This window comes from Pseudomonas sp. XP1 (genome assembly GCF_053557675.1).
This window is the reverse complement of record NZ_JBNRIJ010000023.1, coordinates 3567-20579: the sequence shown is the minus strand read 5'-3', so window position 1 is coordinate 20579 and position 17013 is coordinate 3567. Positions and strand designations below refer to the sequence as shown.

Here is a 17013-nt window from a genome sequence, read left to right as displayed (position 1 = left end):
CCCGCGAAAGGGCCGGCGCAGGAAACACTGGCCTTGTCAGGCCAGGACCCTCATGGGATCCTCCCCGGCCATTGTTTCAAGCGAGCCCAGCCCATGCCCAACACCATCCGCATCGCCGCCGCCCTGTTGATCGACCCCCAGGGCCGCACCCTGCTGGTACGCAAACGCGGGACCCAGGCCTTCATGCAGCCCGGTGGCAAGATCGATGCTGGCGAAACCCCGGTGCAGGCGCTGGTGCGCGAGCTGCATGAGGAACTGGGCCTGCACATCGACCCGTCCCAGGCCGTGCACCTGGGCCAGTTCAGCGCCCCGGCCGCCAACGAGCCGGGCTTCGAGGTACAGGCCGAACTGTTCCGTGTCGACAGCGCCGCAGCCGTGCTGCCGGCTGCGGAGATCGAGGAGGTGGTGTGGCTGGCCGCAGACCAGGTACCCGCCATGCAGCTGGCACCCCTGACCCGCGACCTCATCCTGCCGCTATACCGCCAGGCCGTCAGCGCACCGCGCTGACACCATCGAGGGTGGCGAACGAGGTGTCCTTCGCCGTCAGCAGGAAGTCGCGCATGTATGGCGCATCGAGCATGTCGGTGCGCACGGCAGCATAAAGCGTGGCGAACAGGCCTTTTTCACCCAGGCGCTTGCCCTTCACATACCCGCGCGAACTGTACTCGTGCAGCGCCCAGTGCGGCATGCCGCACACACCTCGGCCGCTGGCCACCAGTTGCATCATCATCACCGTCAGCTCCGACGTGCGCACGGCGGCGGGCTCGATGTCGGCCGGCTCCAGGAAGCGGGTGAAGATGTCCAGGCGATCGCGCTCCACCGGGTAGGTGATCAGGGTCTGGTCAAGCAGGTCCTGCGGCACGATGTAGGGCTTGCTGGCCAACGGATGCTGGTTGGCCACCGCCAGCATCGCCTCGTAGGTGAACAGCGGCACGTAGGTGATGCCCGCCAGGTCCAGCGGGTCGGAGGTCACCACCAGGTCCAGGTCGCCGCGAGCCAGGGCCGGCAGTGGGGCGAAGGCAAAGCCGGAGGCCAGGTCCAGCTCCACCTCCGGCCAGGCGTCACGGAACTGGTCGATGGTCGGCATCAGCCACTGGAAGCAGCTGTGGCATTCGATAGCCATGTGCAGGCGCCCGGCGGTGCCACCGGCCAGGCGCGCGATGTCACGTTCGGCGCCGCGAAGCAGCGGCAGGGTGGCATCGGCCAGTTGCAGCAGGCGCAACCCGGCGCTGGTGAAGCGGATCGGCTTGGTCTTGCGCACGAACAGCGGCAGGCCCAGGCGCTCTTCCAGCTCCTTGAACTGGTGCGACAGCGCCGACTGGGTCAGGTGCAGGCGCTCGGCGGCCTCCACCAGGCTGTCGGCCTCGCGCAGGGCATGAAGGGTTTTCAGGTGACGGATCTCCAGCACAGCTGACTCCGGTGTGTGGACTTGAGGAAACAGGGGGTGAGTTGAGTTTCCCTCATGTTGCTGCGCCTGTCGACTGGGCGTTTGGCCGCACCGCCTGGCGGGAGTCATCAAAATGTCACTGAAATGTGGCAGCGCGCCCGAACAGAATTCATCAGACTCGCGCTCTACTGGGGATTTGCATTCTGGTGTTTCTTTCATGCGGGCTTATTGGCTTCTTCTTTTCTTTGTATTCGGCGTACCTGCGAGTTTCGCTGAACAGCGTTGTGATGCCCACGTGCCGGTGCAGCGGGCCGAGCTGGGCGCGGTCAGCCTGGTGTACCAGAGCGTCGGTGCGCCACGCGACCCGGCCTTGCTGCTGGTGATGGGCCTTGGCGGGCAACTGATCCACTGGCCGGACGACGTGGTCGAAGCTTTGTGCCGCCAGGGCTTTCGGGTAATTCGCTACGACAATCGCGATGTCGGCCTGTCACGCTGGAGCCAGCTGCCACCGTCGGCCAACCTGACGGTCGAACTGCTGCGCTACAAGCTGGGCCTGCCGGTGGCTGCGCCATATACGCTGACCGACATGGCGGACGATGGCCTGAGCCTGATGGATGCGTTGGGCGTGCACCAGTTTCATGTGCTGGGGGTGAGCATGGGCGGCATGATTGCCCAGCACCTGGCGGCCATGGCGCCCGAGCGCGTGCGCAGCCTGACGTTGGTCATGTCCAGTTCAGGGGCGGCGGGGTTGCCGGCGCCGGATCCGGCGCTGGTGCAGCTGCTGGCCCGGCGCAGCGCGCCGAACCGCGAGGTTGCCATCGAACAGCAGGCCGACCTGCTGGCGGCGCTGGGCAGCCCCGAGGTGCGTGACGACCGTGCGGCCTTGCTGCAGCAGGCGGCCGTGGCCTATGACCGGGCGTTCAATCCTGAAGGCGCCAAGCGCCAGATCATGGCGATACTGGCCGAGCCGAGCAGGGTCGAATTGTTGAACCAGTTGCGGGTGCCGACCCTGGTGGTGCATGGCACGGCCGACCCGTTGCTGCCGGTGATGCATGGTGTGCATCTGGCCGCGCATATCCGGGGTAGCCAACTGCGTTTGATACCGGGGTTGGCGCACCGCTTCCAGGAGCCGTTCAAGGCGCCGTTGCTGGGGGCGGTGTTGCCCTACCTGCAGGCACATCGGCAGGATGTCACGCATATCGCAGGGCTGTGAATTTCCATGCTTCCAGGCTGATGCGATCCCCTGTAGGAGCGGCCTTGTGTCGCGAAAGGGCCGCAAGGCGGCCCCAGCAATATTCGCGGCGAAGCTGAAATCGGGGGCCGCTACGCGCCCCATCGCGACACAAGGCCGCTCCTACACGGACCGCGTCAGCCGACCGGCCTCAGTGCATCCGCACCCACAAGGTCACCAGCACGGTGGCGGCCATCAGCCAGGCCACCGTGGCCAACGCCAGCGATGCCTCCAGGCGCATGCGGTCGACCAGCACATACAAGGTCGCCAGGTACACGAAGTACGGAATGATCGACCACATGCCGAACAGGATGGTGGTCTTCAGGTCGGTAATGCTGCGCCCCTTGCCAACTATGTAGTGGGCAATCAGGGCAAAGGTGGGGAATAGCGGCACCAGCCCGGCGATGTAGTAATTGCGTGTTTTCGACAGCACCGCCAGCAGGAGCACCACGCCAGCGCCCAGGGCAGCTTTGAATACCAGGTCCACGATGTGTTTCCAGGTTGGGTTGAGGTCAGCCGAGGCCGTATTTCTTCACTTTGTCGAACAACGTGGTCTTGGCCATGCCCAGTTCCTGGCTGGCCTGGCTCAGGTTGCCGCCGGTGCGTTGCAGGGCATCGCCGAGCAGGTTGCGCTCGAACGCTTCCACCGCCTCGGCAAAGCCCAAGCCTTGGCTGGCACCACCGCTGGGGCCTTTCTTGAACGCTGGCAGGCCGAGGGCATAGCGTTCGGCGACGTTGCGCAGTTCACGCACGTTGCCCGGCCAGTCGTGGGCCATCAGGCGCGACAAGGTCTGGCTGTCCAGCGCAGGCGTTTCGCGGTCGAAGCGCAGTGCCGATTGCTGCAGGAAGTGCTCGAACAGTTGCAGGATATCTTCGCGGCGCTCGCGCAGCGGCGGCAGCTCCAGGGTAACCACGTTCAGCCGGTAATACAGGTCGCTGCGGAACTGGCCGCTCTGGCCCATGGCATCCAGGTCGGACTTGGTAGCCGCGATCACCCGGCAGTCCACCGGAATGCTCTGGTTCGAGCCCAGCCGCTCCAGGGTGCGCTCCTGCAGCACGCGCAACAGCTTGATCTGTAGGTTGATCGGCATGCTCTCAACCTCGTCGAGGAACAGCGTGCCGCCATTGGCATGTTCAATCTTGCCGATGCGGCGTTTGCCGGCACCGGTGAAAGCGTTGGCTTCGTGGCCGAAAATCTCGCTTTCGAACAGGTTTTCCGGCAGGCCGCCGCAGTTCAGTGCCACGAACGGCTGGCCCTGGCGGCGGCTGAAGTCGTGCAGGCAGCGGGCGACCAGTTCCTTGCCGGTACCTGTCTCGCCTTCGATCAGCACGTTGGCCGAGGTATCGGCGACGTTGGCGATCAGTTCGCGCAAGTGCTCCATGGCTGGCGAGCGGCCAATGATGCGCCCCTCCAGGCTGCTTTGCTCGGCCAGCTGGCGGCGCAGGGCCACCACTTCGCGCGACAGCCCGCGCTGTTCAAGGGCGCGGCGCACCACATCGACCAGGCGCTCCGGGGAGAAAGGCTTTTCCATGAAGTCGTAGGCGCCATTGCGCATCGCGCCGACCGCCATGTCGATATCGCCGTGGCCGGTGATCAGCACCACCGGCAGGCTGCGGTCGCGGGCCTTGAGGCGGTTGAGCAGCTCCAGGCCATCGATGCCCGGCAGGCGGATATCGCTGACGACGATACCGGCGAAGTCGTCGCCGATGCGTTCCAGCGCCTGCTCGGCGCTGCCCACGCCTTCGCAGGCGATGTCTTCCAGGGCCAACGCCTGTTGGCAGCCGAGCAGCACATGCGGGTCGTCTTCGACGATCAGGACGGTAAGAGGCGCTTGGTTCATGGTTGCTCTGCCGATTCGCTAGGGGGTGAGACCAAGGGCAGGGCCAGGACGAAGGCCGTGCCGCCGCTGGCGGGGTGCTCGACGTTGAGGCTGCCCTTGGCGGCGGCGGCAAGGCTCGCCGACAGGGTCAGGCCCAGGCCCAGGCCGTGTTCGCCCGGTTTGGTGGTGAAGAAAGGTTCGAAAAGATGCTTGCGCGCCTCGGCATCGATGCCGTGGCCATTGTCGCGCACCTGCAAACGGTACTTGTCGCCCTGCAGCTCGCCTTCCAGCCACAGTTGCGGAAGCGGCTGGGCGGTCATGGCATCCAGGGCGTTGCCGATCAGGTTTACCAGGATCTGCTCCAGGCGGGTCTGGTCGATGGCCAGCTGTTGGTCCTCGAACTGATTGTGCAATTGCAGGTGGCAGGCGCTGATGCGGTTGGCCAGCACCTGCAGGGTAGCGTCCACGGCCTTGGCCAGCGAGGCCTGGCCGCTGTCGTCGCTGCGTCGGGCGAACGAGCGCAGGCTGGCGGTGATGCGGCCCATGCGGTCGATCAGGTCGTTCATGGTGCGCAAGTTGGTGCTGGCGGTTTCCAGTGCCCCACGCTCGAGGAAGCGCACGGTGTTGCCGGACAACGTGCGCAGCGCGGCCAGCGGCTGGTTCAGTTCGTGGGCGATGCTGGTGGACATCTGCCCGATGGCGGCCAGCTTGCCGGCCTGTACCAGTTCATCCTGGGCGTGGCGCAGGGTCTGCTCGGCATGTCGGCGCTCGCGAATCTGGCCCTTAAGGCGCTCGTTGCTGGCGCGCAGGTCGGCCGTGCGTTCGGTAATCCGTCGCTCCAGCTGGCTGTTGGCTTCCTGCAGGGCCTCGCGGGCTGCCAGGCGGGTGGCGATGACCTTGCGCCGTTCGTTCCAGGCGATGCCCAGGATCGCCAGCAAGGCGAAGGCAACGCCCACCAGCACGCCCTGTACCATGGATTCGCGGCGCAGGTCCTGCAGCGGTGTCAGCAGGGTGAAGTGCCAAGGCGTGTCGACCAGGCGCCGGGTCTGGGCCAGGTAGGCCATTTCGCTGGCCTTGCCCTGTGCGGTTTCGCTGTTTGCCGGGAAGGTCAGCTTTTCCACACCATCGGCCAGGGTTTCCCGAGCCAGAGGCTGCAGTTCGTTCAGCGGCCACCAGTAGTACTGCAGGCTACGGGCCAGGCGCTCCTTGATCTGCGGAGTCAGTGGGCGTACCGACTTCAGGCGCCGGGCCGGGTCGCTGGAGAGGATGATGATGCCGTTCTCGTCGCTGACGAACGCTTCCAGGCGGGCACGCTGCCAGCGCTCCTCGAGGGTGTCCAGGCGCACTTTGATCACCGCCACGCCAATGATCTTGCCGTGTTCCTCCAGGCCGTGGGCCAGGTAATAGCCGGCCTCGCCGGTGGTGCTGCCGATACCGTAGAAACGCCCGGGCTCGCCGCGCACGGCAGTCTGGAAGTAGGCACGGAACGACAGGTCCTCACCCAGGAACGAGTCGGCATCGCGCCAGTTGCTGGTGGCCTGGACCCGGCCATTGGTGTCGAGGACGAAGATGGCCCGGCTGCGGCTGCGCCGGTTCAGGCCTTCGAGGTATTCGTTGACGATCTGCCGCGAGCCACCGTCAGGGTCGGTGAGCAGGTGCGAGACGCTGTCTTCCAGCTCCAGCAGGCTCGGCAGGTAGGTGTACTTGCTGATTTCGCTCTCGACCGTGCGCGCGTGCAGCTCCAGCTGGCGCTCGCCGTTTTCGCTGAGGGTGCGGATGCCGTTGCTCTCGCTGATCAGGTAGCCAGCCATTCCCAGGCCGACCATCAGCAGGATGATCAGTGGCGGCAACAGCAATTGGCGGAGCAGGCGGGATTTCACGGCAGGCTTGGCAGGGAGAAGAAGCGAAGGATCGCATTTCATCACAGTGGCCTTGTCACGACCAGCGCCTGCTGCCCGAAAGGACAGCGGCGCCGACCGCTTCAGTGAGGCAAAATCAGTGTTGCAGGATCTTGCTGAGGAAGTGCTGGGTACGCTCGTGGCGGGCGCTCGGGTTGCCGAAGAAGTCTTCCTTCTGGCAATCCTCGATGATGTTGCCCTTGTCCATGAAGATCACGCGGTTGGCCACCTTGCGGGCGAAGCCCATTTCATGGGTCACGCACATCATGGTCATGCCTTCGTGGGCCAGCTCGACCATCACGTCCAGTACTTCGTTGACCATCTCCGGGTCCAGTGCCGAGGTCGGTTCGTCGAACAGCATGACGATCGGGTCCATCGACAGGGCGCGGGCGATGGCCACGCGCTGCTGCTGGCCGCCGGACAGCTGGCCCGGGTGCTTCTTGGCGTGGGCACCGAGGCCGACACGGTCGAGCAGGGCCAGGCCCTTCTTGGTCGCTTCCGCTTCGCTGCGGCCAAGCACCTTGCGCTGGGCAATGGTCAGGTTCTCGGTGATGGACAGGTGCGGGAACAGCTCGAAGTGCTGGAACACCATGCCAACGCGCGAACGCAGCTTGGGCAGGTTGGTCTTGGGGTCGGCGATCGAGGTGCCGTCGACCACGATGTCACCTTTCTGGAACGGCTCCAGGGCGTTGACGCACTTGATCAGGGTGGACTTGCCCGAACCCGACGGGCCGCATACCACCACCACTTCACCCTTCTTGACCTCGGTGCTGCAGTCGGTCAGTACCTGGAAGTCCCCGTACCACTTGTTGACGTTCTTGATGGAAATCATACGGTGATCCTTTTTTGCAGGCGCTTGACCAGCCACGAAGCGGAGAAGCTGATGAGGAAGTACACGACACCGGCGAAGATCAGGAACTCATGGGAGCGCCCGATGATGTCGCCGTTGGAGCGTGCCGAGTTGAGGAAGTCCACCAGGCCCACGGTGTATACCAGCGAGGTGTCCTGGAACAGGATGATGCTCTGCTGCAAAAGCAGTGGCGTCATCTTGCGGAAGGCCTGGGGCAGGATGATCAGGCGCATGGTCTGGCCGTAGGTCATGCCCAGCGCCTGGGCGGCGCCCATCTGGCCCTTGGAGATCGACTGCACGCCGGCACGGACGATTTCGCAGAAGTACGCGGCCTCGAACATCATGAATGCCACCACGCAGGAGGTGAAGGCACCCACCGGGGTGTCTTCACCAGTGATCCAGCGCAGCACGAACGGTACCGCCAGGTAGAACCAGGTGATGACCAGCAGCAGCGGGATCGAGCGGAAGTAGTTGACATAGGCGCCGGCCAAGTTCGACAGCAGCTTGCTCGACGACAGGCGCATCAGGGCCAGGATGGTCCCCAGCACGATGCCGCCGACCACGCCCATGACCATCAGCTGCAAGGTCATGACCATGCCTTCCCACAGGGCAGGCAGGGCCGGGATGATTTCGCTGAAATCCATGTCCATTTATTTGCCCCCTACGGAAATCAGGCCGGGCACCGAGACTTTCTTCTCGACCATGCGCATCAGCAGCATCAGGCCCATGTTCAGGGTGAAGTAGATCAGCGTGGCCAGGGTGAAGGCCTCGAACAGGTTGGCCGAGAATTCGGCGGTCTGCTTGGTTTGTGCCAGCAGCTCCATCAGGCCGATCAGCGACGCCACCGACGAGTTCTTGAACACGTTCAGGAATTCCGAGGTGAGCGGCGGAATGATGATCCGGTAGGCTTGCGGCAGCAGCACGTTGGTGTAGATCTGCGGCAGGCTGAAGCCCATGGCGCGGGCGGCGGCTTCCTGGCCCCGGGGCAGCGCCTGGATGCCGGTACGTACCTGTTCGCACACGCGGGCGGCGGTGAACAGGCCCAGGCAGATGACCACGCTGATCAGCGCCGAAGTGGTCGGGTTGAGGTCCTGCTTGAACCATTCCTGCAGGCCTTCTGGCAGCAGGTCCGGCACCAGGAAGTACCAGATGAACAGCTGCACCAGCAGCGGTACGTTGCGGAACAGCTCCACGTAGGCAGTGGCGATACCTGCTACCACACGGTTCGGCACGGTACGCATGACACCGAGGACCGAGCCCAGCAGCAAGGCGATGATCCAGGCGGAGATGGCGATGGCGATGGTCCATCCCAGGCCGGTGATGTACCAGTCCAGATAGGTTTCGCTGCCCACGCCGGTGGACTTGAAGAACACGCCCCAGTCCCAGTTGTAATTCATCGGGATTTCCCCTCAGACGATCGTTTCACGGGCACCTTCGAGCATCCGAGGGCGCTTGGCGCCCTCGGATGAAAGGTTAGACACTAATGAGTGGCCTGCAGTATTGATTGGTGCTGTTGAGCACCAGGCCACTATCTGAGAGTCAGGACTTCTTCTCGTCCGCAGCCTTGTCGGTCGGCTCGGCGATCAGTTTCTTCAGCTCGTCGCTCATCGGGAACTGCAGGTTCAGGCCCTTTGGCGGGATTGGCTGCTGGAACCACTTGTCATAGCTCTTGTTGACTTCGCCCGACTTGAAGTAACCAACGATGGCGTCATCGACCGCTTTCTTGAAGGCCGCGTCATCCTTGCGCACCATGCAGCCATAGATTTCGTACGACTGCGGGGTACCGGTGATGACCCAGTCCGACGGCTTGCGAGCCTTGGCCATTTCGCCGGCGAGCAGGGCGTCGTCCATCATGAAGGCCACGGCGCGGCCGCTTTCGAGCATGTTGAAGGCTTCACCGTGGTCCTTGGCGGAGATCACGTTCATCTTCATCTGCTTGTCGGCATTCATCGCCTTGAGGATGCGCTCGGAGGTGGTACCGGCGGTGGTCACCACGTTCTTGCCGGCCAGGTCCGGGAAGTCCTTGTATGCCGGCTGACCGTCCTTGACCTTGGTCAGCAGGCGGGTACCGACTTCGAAGATGCCGACCGAGAAGCCGACCTGCTGCTGGCGCTCGACGTTGTTGGTGGTGGAGCCGCACTCGAGGTCCACGGTGCCGTTCTGCACCAGCGGGATGCGGGTCTGGGAGGTGACGAGGTTGTAGCGGACCTTGATGTCCGTGCCCAGCTGCTTCTTCAGGGCGTCGACGACAGCCAGCTGGATGTCATGCGAGTAGCCTACGGGCTCGGGCTTGCCGGCCAGGTAGGAAAACGGGATGGAGGAGTCGCGGTGGCCCAGGGTGATGGTGCCCGAATCCTTGATCTTCTTCAGGGTGCCGGTCAGTTCCTCGGCCATGGCCGGCGAAGCGATCACAGCGGCCGCGATGGCGGCGCCCAGCAATTGACGAACGATGCGCATCAAATTTTCCTCGACGTGTTTGTTTTTTTTATGGAGCCGTTGGCGGACTCTTCGTTCAACGAATACAGAAATAAACGATTGCATTCGGCTACCAAGTGTAGAGCATGAGTCGTGCCAAGCCCTGACATTGATCATAACGCCGCGGATTCATTGGGAATCAAACTTTATTGCGCATCTTGTGACGGTACGTTTCATCCGCCATTCCGAATGAATTGCTGTTTTCTGTTCGGAAATCCGAACGAATTTGCAATTCCCCGGCTACCAAGCACTGGGGCGATCAGGCCGCCGTCACGAGAGGCCTGATCGCAGCGCTGTCCGCCATTTCAGTGGGGCATCAGCCGCTCTAGCGGCGACTGGTTCCAGCGCGCCCAAGCCTCGGTAGTGAGGGTGCGTATCAGCGTTGATTCCTCGGCGGCAAGTTCGCGCATCAGGTTCCGGGCGCGGTCTTCATAGCCTGCTTCCTGGCCGGCCATGGCTTGTGCCTCGAGCGCTTCCATTCGCTCGTGATAAGGCCGTGCTATCGCCTCGAAGCGGTCAGCATAGGTTTCTCGCAAGTAGTTCTGCCAGTAAGGGCGGCTTGCCAGCGCGTCCAGCATCGACAGGGTACTGTAGGTTTGCAGCACTTCTATTTCTGCCGCGTTCAGATCCCGCGTTGTAACGTGGGCGAATGAAGCGAAGTGCATTTCATCCGGTGGTGCTGGCAAGTCAAGTGCCCCTGTCAGCTGCAGGCGATAGAAAAGCCGAACTTCGATTTCATCCACTCCGCGCCCTGCTTCGCGCAGGGCCTGGACGTGGCGGTTGGCAATATCGTCAAGCAGGTCCAGGCGGTGCAACTGGCCTCCCAGATACAGCAGGCGGCTCTCTCTCATTGCAACCGGCACGCCTTCGATGCCCTGAAAGGCCAGCACACCCACCTCCATCTGGTTGAGCAGCAGCAACAGGCGATCCTCGCAGGTACGCGGCCCGTCGGCCTCGCGAAATAACTGCTCGCGTAACGCTTCGTTGTTTTCGCAGGCTTCGAGGATATGCCAGATGCGGCGTCGATAATGCCGGGGATGGGCCTCGAAGTCCTCGCTCTGGGCGAAGTCAGCCAAAAATCTGAACAGGCCTCCCGAACCCGGCTCCTCGCTCAGGCGGTCCCAGGCTGCCTCACGTTCTGCACGTAGCAGCACGTTTCTGGATGCTACCCAGTTCGCGCGGGTCTCCTCACCGATCGGCTCGTGGACATACGACGCGCTGCCTCGGGCACCTGCTTCGCTGGCTCCTTGTGCCTGGTCCAGATACTCGATGCTGTCTTCGCTCAAAGGGTTGTCGTGCAGATTCAGCCGTTGCAGGCGCAGGCGCAAGCCGCGCATCTCGCGTTGCAGTTCGCTGATTCTGTTGTCGCGCAAGTCGATATGGGCGCGTAGCGCCACGTTCTGGTGGACCAGGCCAATGTCCGCCTGACCCGTTGCTCGCAGGTGCAGGTCCCGCACATGTGGCAAGGCCGAGAGGTCGGGCATGCCGTTGAGCGGGTTGTTGTTGAGTATCAGCGTGTTCAGCCGTTGCAGTTGAGCCAGGCGGCTGTTGCCTGCGGCATCCAGCGCAATCAGGTTGTTGCTCAGGTTCAAGCGCCGTAGCTGGCCGAGAGCCTCGATGCCCTCGGGGACCAAAGTCAGCCGGTTGCCGCTGAGGTCCAGGTCCACGACGTTGGGGAACAGCCTGAGGAACCGCGCGTCGATCTGTTGCAAGCGCATGTTGCGCAAGGTCAGCCGGCGCACATGTCGGTATTCCACACCCTCCGGCAGGCCTGGCAACGCATTGATGTGCTCGCCATCGATGGTCAGTTCATACTGGTCGTTGCCGTCCACCAGTTTGCGCCGCCAACTGCGGCGAAGGGTATCGGCTATGCGGCGTCTGCGAATGGCGTCGATTGGCGATTGCCAATCGGCCTGCCAGATCTGTAGTGCTTCGCGCAGGTCGGCAAGCTGGCGTTGCAGCGCCTGGTAATGGTCCCACAAGCTCTCCCCGCGCTGGCGCACCGCTTCCAGATAAGCGTCCAGTTGCAGTTCGGAGAGTGTGGGGAATATTTGATGGATCCCTTGGCGAATAGCGCTCTGGCTGCTTTCACCTCCGCCGCTGAGTGCATAGGCCAGCCTGCCGTCGGCGAAACGCCGGGGCGGCCTGATATTTGCGCGGATGCCGGAAATGCCGAGCAGGCTAGCCGTAGAGTTGCGATCCTGTTCGGCCGCCATGGCCAGTACGTCACGTAATTGCTTGAGCTGCAGGTTGCGGTTTCCCAGGCGGGTTTTCTGCTCGTCGTCCAGGCACCCCAGGACCGCTGCCAGCAAGGGCTTCCCCTGGCTGTCTTCGCCTGCCAGGGCGTAGCCTTGCGTGTTTTTGACAATGGTTCGTACGTTCTGCGCGGTCTCGCTCTGGCTGGCAAATATCAGTAATCCATCCTGGGCGCCTTGGCGTAACTCTATTCGCACGGAGTCTGGCCATGGGGCGTCCCGTTCGATGAGGCGCAGCGCCAATAGGTCGCTATCTGTGTTGGCCAACTTTTGCAGACGCAAGCCAAGGCAAGCCCGATCAATACGGCTGGCGCTTTCATACCACCGCGCATGTTGCGCCATGCTCAGTGGCATCCGTCCGGAAACTCGCAACTGTTCTATCTGGGCGGTACTACTATGGTCGATGATTTCCTGGGCGCCCCTTGGTGACAAACCCCGGAAAACCCCGATCAGCCTGGCCTGGTCGGCAGATTGCGGTGTTTGCCACGCCTGAAGTTGCTGCTCGAAGGCGTGTCCTTTCAGGGTCGGATCCTGCTGGTGCAGCTTGATCCGGTCGTGGAGATCGAGCAGCCGCGCGGGTGGTGCAGCGTTCTCCAGGCAAAGTCGGCGCAACTGGTCCACGTTGAGGCCTGTGGCCTGTAGAAGTATCCGGCCATGATCTGACAAAGTATCGGCAAAGTGCTCCCCTTGCAGGCTTTCCAATAATACCGAGACATCTTCCTCGGCAGGCAGGTAACGGGAGTTTCTGGCCAGCCTGATGCCACCGGCAGGCAACACCATTGGCGCAAGACTGTCGACAAAAGGTGTTCGTCTCAGCGTGTGCAGAGCCCCTGCAGACAGGCCAGTGGTCGCTACGCCCTGGGCTATGTTGAACAAATGCTCCAGCGCTCCTTGGCGGTTACCTAGCTGCCAGTCCTGATAGCCTTCATAGACTTCATCGAGCAATTGCGCCGCGCTGACGACCAGTAGCAGGTCACCGAGCACCGGTACGACCAAAGCTGCCAGCCCCAGCAGGTCCAACCCGGCGCTCAGCATGTCCTGCAAGCGCCGGTGCCTGCTCAGGCGATCTTCAAGGTCCGTTGGAACAGCAAGGTAGGCTGCATCATCGAACATTCGCCCGAGCAGTAGCCCCCGTACATGTGCGAACACATTCCCCTTGACGGGCAGGTTTCGCCCGTCGAGCTGCAGTTTCATTGCTCCAGGCGACGCTGCGAGCCGTTGTGCAAGTTCCCTGGCGAACTCGCTTGTGTCCCGTGCCGTGATGAAACGCCGGAAAAACTGGCGGAATGACCACTGCTTGAGGCGAGTGGCCAGGTCGTTGTAAACGCTGTCCCAACTGTCGTAAAAGCGCAGGCTTTGCCCGGCGGCATCGGGTATCCAGACGATGATTTCGTCGATGTCTTCAGCCGGAGCAGGGCGCCACTCAAGTGTGATGACCCCCGTCACGCACTTGCCGAGCAGATAAAGTTGGCGAGCTGTCAGCGTGCCCTTGCCATAGGGTGCAAGGGCAGGGGCTTCGAGCATCGGCCGCAGCCGAAGCAGATCCCGCTCGTCCAGCTGCCCCTTGAACCGGGCCTCGTAAACCGCTGCCTGCATGCGCGTACGTACGCCGCTTTCAAAAAGGTGCTTTATTGTCGTGCGCGCTTGATCGCCCGACTGGCCACGGCCAGCCTTGGGCTCGAGCACCGTCCTGAGCAGCGTCTGATACTTGCCGCCCAGGTCCAGTGAGCGGCACAGGCGAACGAAGTGCTCGAAGGTCATGGCCAGCTTTTCGCCTTTCTCGTTCTCCAGGTGCGCTTTGCGCAACAGCCACGGTTCAGCTTCGTGTGCTTCGAAATTATGCAGGGCAGCGGCCAATAGCGTTTGTCGCGTTCTATGGGTAACCGTCGGCGTATAGAAATGCTCCGCCGCCGAAGGCAGTTGAAACTCTTCGCTGACGACGACGTGCCCAAGTTGCGGGTCGACATGCCCCAGCCCCTGCTCACGCAGGGCGCGTTCGAGCAGGGGCCTGGCGAAGTCTTCGAGGCGAGGGATTCTTTCGAGCAGATGGCCAAGCCTGTCCGCGGCCTGTTGCTGTGCAAGCAAGGCCCTGCCGTAGGCTTCCAGGTGCGTCGCATCGGCGCTGGTCAACCAGCCAGGTAGTTGCCGGGCGATCAGGGTGTCGACGGAGTACGACGGGTTGTATTCGGTGGGGGGCACGAGATATCTCCGGGTCTGAAAGACACCAGAGCATCACTGCCGGGAACGTGGGGTGGTGGTAGTTACTGCTGCACCGACCGACTGTGCCATCCGGGCCCGCTGGCGACTGGCCGGACGAGCCAAGGGGCGCTGGATGAGCATTGATTAATGCTCATCCCAAGCACGCAAGGCTGTGTTTGCGATAATCGCTCGATCGACCACGCCCGCCGGGCACGATACATTTGAAGACTTCGCCAACGTCAAAGACTGATTGTGGCGTTCCAGTACGTGCAAGCAGGCCATGGGTCACGCCGCTTGCGTGCGCGCCTGTTGCTCTCGTTGCAGATAGTCTGCAAGCGCCTGTTGCTCGCCCGTGCTGGTGAACAAGCCCAGCTTGGTGCGGCGCCAGAGAATGTCTTCAGCGCTGCATGCCCATTCGTTGTGTGCAAGGTAGTCCACCTCCCGGCCAAACAACCCACCGCCAATTGCCTGGCCCAGGTCTTCCGGCCCTTGAACGCCCTCCAGCAACTGCCATACACGGCTGCCATAGGTCAGCACCCAGCGCTTCGCGATATCGACAGGCAACCAGCCACAGCGCGCCAGCACCGCATCGACCAGAGCCTGCACCGTGGTCATGTACTCACCACCTGGTAGCGGCGCGCCAGCGGTCCAGCTGCCGCGCATCTGCGGGAAGTGCGGCTTGAGCTCGGCCATGGCCGACTCGGCCAGTTTGCGGTAGGTAGTCAGCTTGCCACCGAAAACCGAGAGCAACGGCGCTTGCCCTTCAGTGGCAGACAGCGCCAGGGTGTAGTCGCGGGTGACCGCGGACGGGTTGTCCGATTCGTCGTTGCACAGCGGGCGCACGCCGGAATAGGTGTGCACGATGTCGCTGCGGCTGATCTGGTGGTTGAAATGGGCATTGACCACCTTGAGCAGATAATCGGTTTCCTGCTCGGTGATCGCGACTTTGGCGGGGTCGCCGCTGTACTCGCGATCGGTGGTGCCGATCAGCGTGAAGCGCTCCAGGTACGGGATGCAGAAGACGATACGCTGGTCCTCGTTCTGCAGGATGTAGGCATGATCGCCTTCGTACATGCGCGGCACGATGATATGGCTGCCCTGGATCAGGCGGATGCCATAGGGCGCATCGAGCTTGAGGTCATCCTTGATGAAGCTGGCCACCCATGGCCCGGCAGCATTGACCAGAGCGCGGGCGCGAATGGTCTGCAGGCGGCCGTCAGCATGCTGCAGCTCGACCTGCCACAGGCCATCCACACGCTCCGCGCGCAGGCAACGGGTGCGGGTATGGATATGGGCACCTTTTTCACGTGCTGCCATCGCATTCAGCACTACCAGGCGGGCATCGTCCACCGCGCAGTCGGCATATTCGAAGCCACGGCTGATTGCAGGCTTGAGCGGGTAACCCGGGCCGAAGCGCAGGCTGCGCGAAGCACCCAGGCGCTTGCGCTTGCCGAGGTGATCGTAGAGGAACAGGCCGGCGCGAATCATCCAGGCCGGGCGCAGGTGCGGGCGGTGCGGCAGCACGAAGCGCATCGGCTTGACGATGTGGGGGGCTTTGGCCAGCAGCACTTCACGCTCGGCCAGCGCTTCACGTACCAGGCGGAACTCGTAGTGCTCCAGGTAGCGCAGGCCGCCATGGATCAGTTTGCTGCTGGCCGAAGAGGTGTGCTGGGCAAGGTCGTCCTTTTCGCAGAGAAATACCTTGAGGCCACGCCCGGCGGCGTCGGCAGCAATGCCCACGCCATTGATGCCGCCGCCGATCACGGCGAGGTCATAGCAGTCGGCGACTGGTGGCTGGGACGAAACGGGCTGGGACACGGGCAAGGCCTCCTGGGGCTGTTCACATCGAATATGAACATTGATGTTCGTTTTCGAAAATACTAGCGCAACAGAAAGCCGGTCGCCAGTCAGTCTTTATAGAAAAAACTGATCAGATGACAATGAAATGAACATTTACGAAAATTCTGGATGATCGGTTTGAAAGTTGTGGCGTCTGTGGGATCGAGCGCTGCGCGGACGACGCTCGATCTCACAGGCGCGACAAGCCTTGCGGCATGCGCCTGTCAGCCCTCAAACCACCTCAAGCCGGATCTTGTACTGGTTCAGCAGCTGGGTGAGTGCGGGGGTTGGCGCCTGGTCGGTCACCAAGCAGTCGACCAGGCTGATCGAGCCCATGCGCACCATGGCGTTGCGCCCGAACTTGCTGGAGTCGGCGGCAAGGATCACTTGACGGGCATTGGCGATGATCGCCTGGGACACCCGCACTTCCTGATAGTCGAAATCGAGCAGGCTGCCATCTTCGTCGATGCCGCTGATGCCCACCAGGGCGAAGTCGACCTTGAACTGGTTGATGAAGTCGACACTGGCCTGACCGACAACGCCGCCATCACGGCGCACCGTGCCACCTGCCACCAGCACTTCGAAATCGTCCTTGGCAGCAAGGATTGCGGCCACGTGCAGGTTGTTGGTGATGACTTTCAGGTGGTTGTGGTTGAGCAGCGCCCGGGCGATGGATTCGGTGGTGGTACCGATGTTGATGAACAGCGAGGCATGGTCGGGAATCTGCCGGGCAACCGCTTCGGCGATGCGTTGTTTTTCGTCACGCATCTGGTCGGCGCGCATGGCGTAGGCGGTGTTCTCGATACTCGAGTCGTAGGCTGCGCCCCCGTGGTAGCGGCGTAGCAGATTGAGCTCGGCCAGCTGGTTGATATCACGGCGGATGGTTTGCGGTGTTACGACGAACAGCTGCGCCATTTCTTCGATACTGACGTAACCGCGTTCGCGCACCAGTTCGAGGATTTGTTGTTGGCGAGGGGGCAGATTCATGGGCGGTCCTTTGGGGCTGCCGGACAAATGCTGCAATGATGCCGTAGGACGCGGACTACGACCAGTAGACTA

The 17013-nt window shown here is 62.6% G+C and carries 13 protein-coding genes; 2 read left to right on the top strand and 11 right to left on the bottom strand.

The genetic code is table 11. The annotated features are described in order from the left end of the window. Positions 1-93 precede the first annotated feature (93 nt). Positions 94-507, top strand: coding sequence for an NUDIX hydrolase (locus tag ACK1U9_RS18420; RefSeq protein ID WP_085601566.1), 414 nt, complete (start codon positions 94-96; stop codon positions 505-507). On the opposite strand, the gene metR is transcribed toward ACK1U9_RS18420, so the two are convergent. Continuing rightward, a complete protein-coding gene (gene metR / locus ACK1U9_RS18415) occupies positions 491-1408 on the bottom strand; it encodes a transcriptional regulator MetR (RefSeq protein ID WP_003258025.1) in 918 nt (305 codons plus the stop codon). The two genes, ACK1U9_RS18420 and metR, sit on opposite strands and share 17 nt — an antisense overlap. A 196-nt stretch (positions 1409-1604) precedes the next feature. Here metR and ACK1U9_RS18410 point away from each other — a divergent pair, with 196 nt between their 5' ends. Continuing rightward, positions 1605-2600 carry an alpha/beta fold hydrolase gene (locus ACK1U9_RS18410; protein WP_085601565.1) on the top strand — a complete coding sequence of 332 codons (996 nt, stop codon included), beginning with the start codon at positions 1605-1607 and terminating at the stop codon, positions 2598-2600. Positions 2601-2769: 169 nt separating this feature from the next. Here the strand turns inward: ACK1U9_RS18410 and ACK1U9_RS18405 are convergent, their stop codons facing one another. The 10 genes from ACK1U9_RS18405 to glpR form a co-directional block, all read right to left on the bottom strand. After that, complete coding sequence (locus ACK1U9_RS18405) at positions 2770-3105, bottom strand: GlpM family protein (protein ID WP_046614765.1); 336 nt, start codon at positions 3103-3105, stop codon at positions 2770-2772. Between the two features lie 25 nt (positions 3106-3130). After that, positions 3131-4459, bottom strand: coding sequence for a two-component response regulator AauR (locus tag ACK1U9_RS18400; protein WP_046614764.1), 1329 nt, complete (start codon positions 4457-4459; stop codon positions 3131-3133). Further along, positions 4456-6360, bottom strand: coding sequence for a two-component sensor histidine kinase AauS (locus ACK1U9_RS18395; protein ID WP_046614763.1), 1905 nt, complete (start codon positions 6358-6360; stop codon positions 4456-4458). The genes ACK1U9_RS18400 and ACK1U9_RS18395 overlap by 4 nt, the downstream gene beginning before the upstream one ends. 73 nt (positions 6361-6433) lie before the next feature. Further along, positions 6434-7168, bottom strand: coding sequence for an amino acid ABC transporter ATP-binding protein (locus ACK1U9_RS18390; RefSeq protein ID WP_003258023.1), 735 nt, complete (start codon positions 7166-7168; stop codon positions 6434-6436). Continuing rightward, complete coding sequence (locus tag ACK1U9_RS18385) at positions 7165-7836, bottom strand: amino acid ABC transporter permease (protein WP_043206507.1); 672 nt, start codon at positions 7834-7836, stop codon at positions 7165-7167. The genes ACK1U9_RS18390 and ACK1U9_RS18385 overlap by 4 nt, the downstream gene beginning before the upstream one ends. Next, a complete protein-coding gene (locus ACK1U9_RS18380) occupies positions 7837-8583 on the bottom strand; it encodes an amino acid ABC transporter permease (protein ID WP_046614762.1) in 747 nt (248 codons plus the stop codon). Positions 8584-8725: 142 nt separating this feature from the next. Next, on the bottom strand, positions 8726-9643 hold the full coding sequence (locus tag ACK1U9_RS18375; RefSeq protein WP_025340398.1) for a glutamate/aspartate ABC transporter substrate-binding protein: 918 nt from the start codon (positions 9641-9643) through the stop codon (positions 8726-8728). A 323-nt stretch (positions 9644-9966) separates the two neighbouring features. Next, entirely contained in the window at positions 9967-14115 is a 4149-nt protein-coding gene (locus tag ACK1U9_RS18370; protein WP_449110082.1) for an NEL-type E3 ubiquitin ligase domain-containing protein, read from the bottom strand. 285 nt (positions 14116-14400) lie between these two features. Beyond that, positions 14401-15933 (bottom strand): glycerol-3-phosphate dehydrogenase, encoded by a 1533-nt coding sequence (gene glpD, locus ACK1U9_RS18365; protein ID WP_085601563.1) that lies wholly within the window; start codon positions 15931-15933, stop codon positions 14401-14403. Positions 15934-16185: 252 nt separating this feature from the next. Then, positions 16186-16941, bottom strand: coding sequence for a DNA-binding transcriptional repressor GlpR (gene glpR, locus ACK1U9_RS18360; protein ID WP_046614760.1), 756 nt, complete (start codon positions 16939-16941; stop codon positions 16186-16188). Positions 16942-17013 lie beyond the last annotated feature (72 nt).

Excerpts from the sequence above, each read along its gene's own strand:
- ACK1U9_RS18420 (WP_085601566.1), top strand. The coding sequence starts at position 94 with ATGCCCAACACCATCCGCATCGCCGCCGCCCTGTTGATCGACCCCCAG.
- ACK1U9_RS18410 (WP_085601565.1), top strand. The coding sequence starts at position 1,605 with ATGCGGGCTTATTGGCTTCTTCTTTTCTTTGTATTCGGCGTACCTGCG.
- ACK1U9_RS18400 (WP_046614764.1), bottom strand. The coding sequence starts at position 4,459 with ATGAACCAAGCGCCTCTTACCGTCCTGATCGTCGAAGACGACCCGCAT.
- ACK1U9_RS18395 (WP_046614763.1), bottom strand. The coding sequence starts at position 6,360 with ATGAAATGCGATCCTTCGCTTCTTCTCCCTGCCAAGCCTGCCGTGAAA.
- ACK1U9_RS18390 (WP_003258023.1), bottom strand. The coding sequence starts at position 7,168 with ATGATTTCCATCAAGAACGTCAACAAGTGGTACGGGGACTTCCAGGTA.
- ACK1U9_RS18385 (WP_043206507.1), bottom strand. The coding sequence starts at position 7,836 with ATGGACATGGATTTCAGCGAAATCATCCCGGCCCTGCCTGCCCTGTGG.
- ACK1U9_RS18380 (WP_046614762.1), bottom strand. The coding sequence starts at position 8,583 with ATGAATTACAACTGGGACTGGGGCGTGTTCTTCAAGTCCACCGGCGTG.
- ACK1U9_RS18375 (WP_025340398.1), bottom strand. The coding sequence starts at position 9,643 with ATGCGCATCGTTCGTCAATTGCTGGGCGCCGCCATCGCGGCCGCTGTG.
- glpR (WP_046614760.1), bottom strand. The coding sequence starts at position 16,941 with ATGAATCTGCCCCCTCGCCAACAACAAATCCTCGAACTGGTGCGCGAA.